The organism is Bacteroidia bacterium (assembly GCA_026932145.1).
Taxonomy (GTDB): Bacteria; Bacteroidota; Bacteroidia; order J057; family JAIXKT01; genus JAIXKT01.
On record JAIXKT010000026.1, the window covers coordinates 21,118 to 30,271 of the forward strand.

General features: G+C 35.6%; 6 protein-coding genes. 5 read left to right on the forward strand and 1 reads right to left on the reverse strand.

From position 1 onward, the window contains the following. Positions 1 to 571: 571 nt before the first annotated feature. From LC115_07140 to LC115_07160, 5 genes are all read left to right on the forward strand, one after another. Positions 572 to 886, forward strand: a complete 315-nt coding sequence (locus LC115_07140) for a helix-turn-helix domain-containing protein (GenBank protein ID MCZ2356449.1) — start codon at positions 572 to 574, stop codon at positions 884 to 886. After that, a complete protein-coding gene (locus tag LC115_07145) occupies positions 886 to 3,588 on the forward strand; it encodes a DEAD/DEAH box helicase family protein (protein ID MCZ2356450.1) in 2,703 nt (900 codons plus the stop codon). The genes LC115_07140 and LC115_07145 overlap by 1 nt, the downstream gene beginning before the upstream one ends. Positions 3,589 to 3,899: 311 nt before the next feature. Next, entirely contained in the window at positions 3,900 to 5,573 is a 1,674-nt protein-coding gene (locus LC115_07150) for a site-specific DNA-methyltransferase (GenBank protein MCZ2356451.1), read from the forward strand. 2 nt (positions 5,574 to 5,575) lie between these two features. After that, positions 5,576 to 6,598: an SIR2 family protein gene (locus LC115_07155; GenBank protein MCZ2356452.1), complete on the forward strand. Its 1,023-nt coding sequence runs from the start codon at positions 5,576 to 5,578 to the stop codon at positions 6,596 to 6,598. Then, the gene (locus tag LC115_07160) at positions 6,579 to 8,459 is read left to right on the forward strand and encodes an ATP-binding protein (GenBank protein MCZ2356453.1); all 1,881 of its coding nucleotides are present in this window, start codon (positions 6,579 to 6,581) and stop codon (positions 8,457 to 8,459) included. Before LC115_07155 ends, LC115_07160 begins: the two co-directional genes overlap by 20 nt. 511 nt (positions 8,460 to 8,970) lie before the next feature. On the opposite strand, the gene LC115_07165 is transcribed toward LC115_07160, so the two are convergent. Further along, positions 8,971 to 9,123, reverse strand: a complete 153-nt coding sequence (locus tag LC115_07165) for a hypothetical protein (protein ID MCZ2356454.1) — start codon at positions 9,121 to 9,123, stop codon at positions 8,971 to 8,973. Positions 9,124 to 9,154: the final 31 nt, after the last annotated feature.

Genomic DNA, 9,154 nt, shown 5'->3' on the forward strand with positions numbered 1-9,154 from the left:
CCAAAATAAATTTTGGTCTTCTCTTTTTTTTCTCGGAACTTCGTCAAGCGCTGCGATGTGCAAAAGTCTCCGCTTCGCTCCGCCTTTTGCACATCGGGCTCGCGGATTACATCCGCTGATGTGTTAAAGCGTCTTCGCTCCGCTTCGACCTTCAACACATCAGCGGATTTGCAAAATTCCTACGGCTTTCATAGCTCCGCTATGAGCCTTCGGAACTTCGCAAATCCGCGAGCCCGTTACAGGCAAGCGTAGGCGACCGTCCCGACATCAACATTCACGACAAAACAAACAGTTTCGCTGTAACCTGACACAAACCGACACGAAAGGTTTAAAAATTTTCCCACCGCACATTTTAAAAATTAATTTTCGCCACTACACAGCAAGCACATTTGCAAACCTTACAAGCCGACACACAAACCAAAGTTTGCAAAAGAGCTTGCTTTTCCACCGCACCCAAACCCACCCACCACCCGACCTTTCAAAAAATGTTGAGAAGTTTTTTGACCATTTTAATTATCACTAAAAATATTATCACTACCTTTGACACACTTGTCAAGAAACAAATTTCAAGATGCAAATAGAAAATTTAGGCGATTACATTAGACAACTGAGAGAACAGGCTGAAATGCCTTTACGAAAACTTGCAGCATTGCTTGATATTGACCAAAGCACTTTGAGCAAATTAGAACGTGGAGAACGACCTGTAAGCAGACAAATGTTACCTATAATCGCTAAGACTTTTAAGGTGGACGAAAAAGACCTTATTGTAAAATTTATGAGCAAACAGGTTGCTAACCAACTTGCAGAAGAAAAATATGTGAAAGATATTTTGCTTGCAGCAGAAGAAGAAATTAAATACTTAACCAAAAAGAACGGTAAAAAGTAATGGAATTACAATTAGAAAGTTTAAAATATCAGGACACAGCGATACAGTCGGTTGTGAAAGTGTTTGACGGAACAGAAAAAAACACTTTTGATAATGCGACTTTTGAAGGTATTCGTGCCAACGTGTGTAAACTGACAACAGAACAGCTAAATGAAAATGCAAAAAATGTTTTATTAGAAAACGGCATTGATGAAGAAACAGCCCGACTTTCAACCGACAACGACCTTTGTATTGAAATGGAAACAGGAACAGGGAAAACGCTTGTTTACCTAAAAACAATTTACGAATTATACAAACATTACGGTTTTACTAAATTCATCATTTTAGTTCCTTCGGTTGCCATTCGTCAAGGCGTTTTAAGTGCTTCTCAAATTTTTGAAAAACAACTTGAAAACATTTACGGCTTCACGCCAAAATTATTTGAATACGACAGTAAAAAATTAAATAAAGTTACCAATTTCATTGAGGAACAACACCCGCAAGTAATGGTAATGACACTTGCTTCGTTTAATTCGGAAGATAAAATTTTAAACCAAGCACAACGAGAAGATTTATTTGCAAACATTCCTTTCATTGACGCAATCGGAAAAACAAATCCGATTATCATAATGGACGAACCACAGGAAGGAATGGACACAGATAATTCCGTTAAGCAAATCGCAAAACTCAATCCGCTTTTTAAACTTCGTTATTCGGCAACACATAAAACGATGAAAAACCTTATTTATCGTTTAACGCCTTACGACAGTTACAAACAAGGTTTGGTAAAGAAAATAGAAGTGCTTACCGTTTCAGAAAAAAACGATGAAGCCACGATAAAAATTGAATTGACCGAAACGCAAAACGGGACGAGTGCCCCAAAAGCAAAGGTAAAAGCGTGGAAACTGAAAGGTGGTAAGTTTGTGTTTGAAGAAACTAATTGGCTGAAAGTTGGCGACAATTTGGGAGAGAAAACCAATAACCCAAGTTATCTGAATTATCAAGTAGCTCGTATCAATAAAAGTTTACGAACAGGAAAATGGTCTATTGAATTTTCCAATGGTGTGATATTGGAAGAAAAACAATCATCGGGAAATTTACAGAGTATTTGGGCTTTGCAGTTGGAATGGTTAATTCTTCGCCATTTTCAAAAATCTCAAAAATTAGCCGAACAAGGTATCAAATGCCTTTCCTTGATTTTTATTGATAGAGTTGCAAACTATATTGGCGAAAACCCGATTATCAAAAATCTTTTCGTAGAAAAATACAAACAAGTTTATGCCGAATTTAACGGTAGCCAACCAACAGATGAATATATTAACCAAATTCAAGGCTATTATTTTGCTCAAAAAGGAAGCGGAGAATTTGCCGATAATGAGGGTGGACAAAAGGAGCAGAAGAAAATTTACGAACTCATATTAAAAGGCAAAGAAGAATTATTGAATATCAATAATCCTGTTCAGTTTATTTTTTCGCACTCTGCTTTAGGTGTTGGCTGGGACAATCCGAATGTATTCAACATCGCAACACTAAATACAGCATATTCAGAAGTTCGCAAACGGCAAGAAATTGGGCGTGGCTTGCGTATTTGCGTAAACCAAGACGGACAAAGAATTTATGATGCGTTAGATACGAACGATACGGAACGTATCAATCAACTAACGGTTATTCCTAATGAAACTTACGAAACTTTTGTAACGCAGTATCAGGAAGAAATCAAAGAAGTTTACGGAACAACTTCGGCAGGTGCGGGAATGTCGCATACACACAAAGGAAAACCACAAAACGAAGTTCATTTTAAACGTAATCAAAATGAAACGGTAGATACCGCTTTTAAACGTTTTTGGAAATCGCTTTCAAAGAAAACCAATTATACAACCGCTTTTGACGAAACAAATCTTGTAACAAAAGCAACAGAAGAAATCAATAAAATCAATATTGCTGATTATGTTGCAGAAGTAAGCAGTCGTTCTATTGGCGAAATTTCAGAAGAAGGAATAAAAGACAATTTTGGCGGAACAGAAACATACAATCTAAAAGCGTATTTCACGCCTTTGGATTTAGTTGAGGAGTTGAGTGAAAATACAGGAATGAGCTACAACACGCTTTTTGAAATCACTAAGCAAATTAAAAATCACGAACAGTTTGTAAAAAATCCGCCACAATATATTCATCAAGCCGCAGCAATTATCCGCAACATTGAATTAGACGAAATGATTAGAGGACTTGACTATCATTTGACAGGCGAAGAATTTCCGTTTTTGTTTGACGACTTTGTTAGAAATCTAACGGCAGAGGCTTATGTAGAAACGCCTAACAAAGGTGTTTTTGACAAAATGCTTGTGGACAGTTTTGTAGAAAAAACATTTGCAAAATCGGCAGATGTGGACGATGAAATTGTATGTTTCTTAAAACTTCCAAGTTATTACAAAATAAAAACACCGATTGGCGAATACGAACCTGATTTTGGTTTGGTAATGAAACGTAAAAGTTTAAAGACAGGCAATGAAAACGAATTTTATTTTGTCGTAGAAACAAAAGGAACAAACGACCTAAACGATAAAAAAGCATTAACCGAAAGTGAAGCATATCGTATTCGTTGTGCAGTAAAACACTTTGAAGCGTTAGGAGTTGAAGTGCATTACAAAGCACCTGTAAAAGAATACAGCTACTTTAGAACAGAAGCAGCAAAAACAATTAATTCAAAAATTGAACAAGCGTAAAAATGGAAAACATTAACGACTATATGCCATTGAGCAACGATTGGAACAAAGAGCGTTTGGAAACATTGAAAAATTTGTTCCCCGACCTTTTTACAAACGAAGGCGAACTAAATATTAACGAGTTAAAGAAACTTGTTAAACCCGAAAGTATAGCCGAAACAGAACGTTACGAATTTCGTTGGTTTGGCAAAACAGCAGCAAAACGCAATGCGTTTTCGCCAAGTAATGCAACGCTGATATATGACGAACAAAGAAGCGTAAACCCAACCGAAAGTGAAAATCTGATAATTGAGGGAGAAAATTTAGAAGTATTGAAACTGTTAAGTACCGCTTATCGTGAACAGGTTAAGTGCATTTACATAGACCCGCCATACAACACAGGAAAAGACTTTGTGTATTCCGACAATTATTCGCAAGACAAAAAAGCCTATTGGGAAGATGCAGGAGTTCTTGAAGAAGGATTGAAAATTGACACAAACGCAGAAACAGACGGACGTTATCACAGTAATTGGCTAAATATGATGTATAGCCGTTTATTGATTGCAAGACAGCTTTTGCGTGAGGACGGAGTAATTTTTATTTCTATTGATGATAACGAAGTTCATCATTTGAGAAAATTGTGCGATGAAGTTTTTGGAGAAGAAAATTTCATTGGAGAATTACCAAGAGTTACTAAAAGAGGTGGCAAATCAAGCGAACACTTTGCAAAAAATAACGATTACGTTATTTGTTATCAAAAGTCGGAAGAAAGTCAATTAAATTCTTTTGAACACATTGACGATGGATTTAAGTATGAAGATGAATGGGTTGAAGAAAGAGGAATTTATAAACTCAACCAAACTTTAGACTATGGCTCTATACAGTATTCTCCATCTTTAGATTATGAAATTGAAATAGACGGTGTAATTTATAGACCGGGCGGAGTTTCAAAAGAAGAAATGGAAGCAAGAAAGTTGCGAAATCCAAAAAGTGATTTTTGTTGGCGTTGGTCAAAAGAATTGTTTGATTTTGGATATACAAACGGATTTATTGTTGTCAAAGAAAATGGCTCAAACCGTATTTACACAAAAACATATCAAAATGCAACGATTGAAAAAGGAGAACAAGGATATTATATTGATTACAAACAAAGAACAAAATCAATAAGCAGTCTTGATTTGTTAGAAAATGAATTTTCTAATGACAATTCTAAAAAAGATTTAGTCGGCATTTTAGATGAAGCTGTTTTTGAGTATTCTAAACCTGTTTCATTGGTTAAAAAACTGGCATTGCTTGGCACAAGTGATAACGATATTTTTTTAGACTTCTTTGCAGGTTCAGGAACAACAGGACAAGCAATATTAGAACTAAATAAAAAAGAGCAAGACAACAGAAAATTTATTTTAGTTCAAATCCCAGAAGCCACTAATGAAAGTAATGAAGCCCACAAAGCAGGTTACAAAAAAATCAGCGATATTACTATTGAACGGAATAAACGAGTAGTTAGAAAACTGATTGAAGAAAAGAAAAAAGAGCAACCTGATTTGTTTACTAACGGACATAAAGAAGAAGCGTTAAAAGGTTTAGGCTTCAAAGTTTTCAAATTGGTAAAATCAAATTTCCCAAGAGTAGAATTTGCACCTGACCCTGAAAAAACAACGGAAGAAAACATTGAGTTCTTGAATAAATACATTGCCGAAAAGGAAGCACAGCTCACTTCTTTATTCAATCGTGATGAATTGGTAACAGAAATTCTGTTGAAAAACGGCTTTACACTCAATTACACTTTGACAAAGAAAGATGAGTTTACAAAAAACGAAATCCTATTTGCAACAGACGGAGAAAAGGAAACATTACTTTGTTTGGACAGCGTTTTGGATATGGACACCGTTGAGCATTTTAAAACTCATACTGATAAAAAATTCATTTGCCTTGAAAGAGCGTTAGACACCACAAAAAAATGGAATTTAAAGCATTATTTGGGCGAGAAATTTAAGGCGTTTTAAAAATGGAAGAAAGAACATTACAAGACTTATCCGAAGTAATTCAAAGCTCAAACATCAACTTTTTGTTTGGTGCAGGAACTTCTACGCCTTTTCTTCCGTTGCTTGGCAATATTGAAAAGAAATTAAACGAAGCACAAAACGAAACAGAACGAGAAACGCAATACAAAGAGTATTTCAGTAAAGTAATGTTGCCTAACAAAAAGGTAATTGACAATTCTGTTTCAACTACTGAATACGAACAAACAAAGGGAAACTATGACGACTTTTTTCTTGCTTTGTCAGAAGTTATTTTACAACGTAAAAGCACCATTTTGAGTAAGCAAGTCAATTTGTTTACAACCAATATTGACGTGCTAATGGAAACTTCGCTTGAACGACTTTTTATTGAATACAATGACGGATTTTCGGGAAAATTTAATCCAACTTTCAGTTCAGCACATTTCAAAAAATCAATTCAGCAAAGAAGTTTGCACTTTGACCACGTTTCTGAAATTCCTGTTTTCAATATTATCAAAATTCACGGCTCAACAACTTGGCAACAAGTAGGAGACAAAATAACGTTTGCTCATTCATTAAATCACATTGACGAAGCAACGGCAAATAAAACAGGAAGCGAATTTTTAGAGCAATACAAGAAAATACTTGTTGTAAATCCCGAAGAATCTAAACACTTGGAAAGTGTTTTAAATCTCTATTACTACGAGTTGCTAAGAATGTATTCAAGCGAATTGGAAAAAGAAAATGCAACTTTATTTGTTGTTGGTTTTTCAATGGACGACAAGCATATTCAAGAAATTACTTTGAGAGCAGCGAAAGCAAATCCTACACTTAGAATATTTGTTTGTTGTTCGCAAGGTTCAAAAGAAAAAATGCAAACAAAATTGGAAGTGATACAACACCCGAACATACAAATTTTGACACCCGACAGCGAAACAGAAAAATTTACGCTTGACTGTTTTACAAAAAACATTCTAAAAAAAGTTGTAGAAAAAAAGAGTAGTAAAAATGCAGAGCCAGAAAAGTAATACAAGTGAAACGCTGTTAAAGGAATCTATCTTTATTATTGGCACAGTTTCTTCCGTTGAAGGCAGAAAAATTAAAGTCAAGGTAAAAAAGGATAAGAATTTATCGCATTTGTCGTATCGTGGCAGAACGATAAAAAATGTTTCGGTTGGCAGTTACATAAAAATCACAAAAGGTTTCATTGAAATTATCGGAAAGGTTGAAGGCGAATACATCAAAGAAGAAACCGTTTACAACAAAGAATATAAAAAAGACGAGCTAAAAATTTCCCGATTTTTAGAAGTTTCACTGTTTGGGCATTTTGACAGAAAAGAGGATAAATTTAAACAAGGCATCAAAGAAATGCCGCTGATAGATAACGAATGTTATTTACTTGACAGAGAGGAGTTCAATAAACTACATCGTTTCTTTAATGATGAACGAACCATAAAAATTGGTGTATTAACCGAAGAACCATCACAAGAAATAAAACTTAGCATAAAGAAACTTTTTGCAAGTCATATCGGAATTTTTGGAAACACAGGAAGCGGTAAATCAAATACACTTGCAAGAATATTTTCGGAATTGTTTAGTGCCAATGCAGAAAGTAAAAATTTCAAGAACAATGCACGTTTTGTAATAATTGACTTTAATGGAGAATATACCAAAGATGATTTGATTACGAAAAGTAAGAAATCATACAACCTTACAACCCGAAATGCAGACGGAGATAAATATCCAATCAAACAATCAAATATTGAACGACTTGAAATAATATCGGTTTTGTTGGAAGCCACAGAGAAAACACAAAAACCATTTTTGAGTAGAGCAATCAAAGCTGATTATTTAGATGATGATTTTGAGAATAGGTCAAAAGAAAATCTTTCAAAAATGGTTAGAACTATTTCTCAAAAGGCTGACCCTAATCTTGGACTTGCAATATTTTCAGAATTATTTAATCACTTAAAACAAGTAGTGTCAAGTGGGCAAGACATCATTTCGGGAATTTTAAACCAAATTAGCTCAGGCGATTTCAAGTATTTTTCAAACAGCAATACTCATTCATATCATATCGGAGAACATTGGTCAAATAATAATTTTGAGAATTTTATTACTGCTGCTTTTCCAAACTTAGACAACATTGTTATTGACGCATCAAATCTTGGAAAGTTAAAATTCAAAATTATTTCTCAATACTATCACGAAATAATCAACGGCTATTCAAATCAAGAACATATTCGCCCTTTAATTGGACGAATGTTCAAAAAGTTTGAAATGCTTGAAAAACTTATTTCAGTAGAAGACAACAATTCAACAAATAGTAATTTGGAAGTTGTAAATCTCAAAGATGTAAACTTAGAGATGAAAAAAACGCTTCCGCTGATTATCGTTAAACAATTATACGATGAACACAAAGACGGTGGCGAGTTTGAAAGAAAATCGCTACACATTGTTGTAGATGAAGCCCACAACATACTTTCATCTTCATCAGAAAGAGAGAGCGAAACGTGGAAAGATTATCGCCTTGAAACTTTTGAAGAAATAATCAAAGAAGGCAGAAAATTCAGCACATTTTTGACAGTCGCAAGCCAAAGACCGTATGACATTTCGCCAACAATTATTTCGCAATTACACAACTATTTTATTCATCGCTTAATTAACGACCTTGACATAAAAGCCATTGAAAAAACCGTTGCCTACTTGGACAAACTTTCGTTTGAATCAATTCCTGTTTTGTCGGTAGGTAGTTGTTTTATTGCAGGACTTGCTTCGGACATTCCTGTAAAAGTGGACATTGACTTATTAGAAATTGAAAGACAACCAAAAAGTGAAACTATTGATTTAGAAAAAGCGTGGAACGGAAAACCAAACACACAAGCGTAAGCACATTTGCAATTCACACAAGCCAACGCACAGACCAAAAATTGCAAAAGAGCTTCCGCTTTTCCCAACAGAAAAATTATTTTTAAAATCCCTTCCCTTCTAAAATTTTTAAAACCACAACCGCACAGCCGACACGACAGCGAAACTCACGACAGAAAATGACTTGACAACACGAACGACAGAACGCCAGCCTGTAACAAGGGTTTTGTGAAATGGCGGGTAAACGGCTTCGATTGAAACTTTTGTACTATCTTTGAGGTCGGTGCTTCTATTGAAAGTTAGTGCAAATAATCCGCCACTTCACAAAGCCCTAAACCGTTGAGCGACATTACGCCTGCGGCGTAGTTTTGTTCTTCGTGTTTTGCTGCGCAAACACTCCCATCCAAAACAAATGTCGCTCAACGCAGCGCTTGACCTAATTTTGTCTAAGATACGCCTGGGCTTTGCGCCGGCTGCGGCTCGCACCGCTCGCCGTTCCGGCTAACGTCGCCCAACAAAACACTTGACAAAATTAGATCCCAAGAAAAAAAACACCGGAATACCAAAATAAATTTTGGTCTTCTCTTTTTTTTCTCGGAACTTCGTCAAGCGCTGCGTTGAGCGACATTACGCCTGCGGCGTAGTTTTGTTCTTCGTGTTTTGCTGCGCAAACACTCCCATCCAAAACAAATGTCGCTCAACGCAGCGCTTGACCT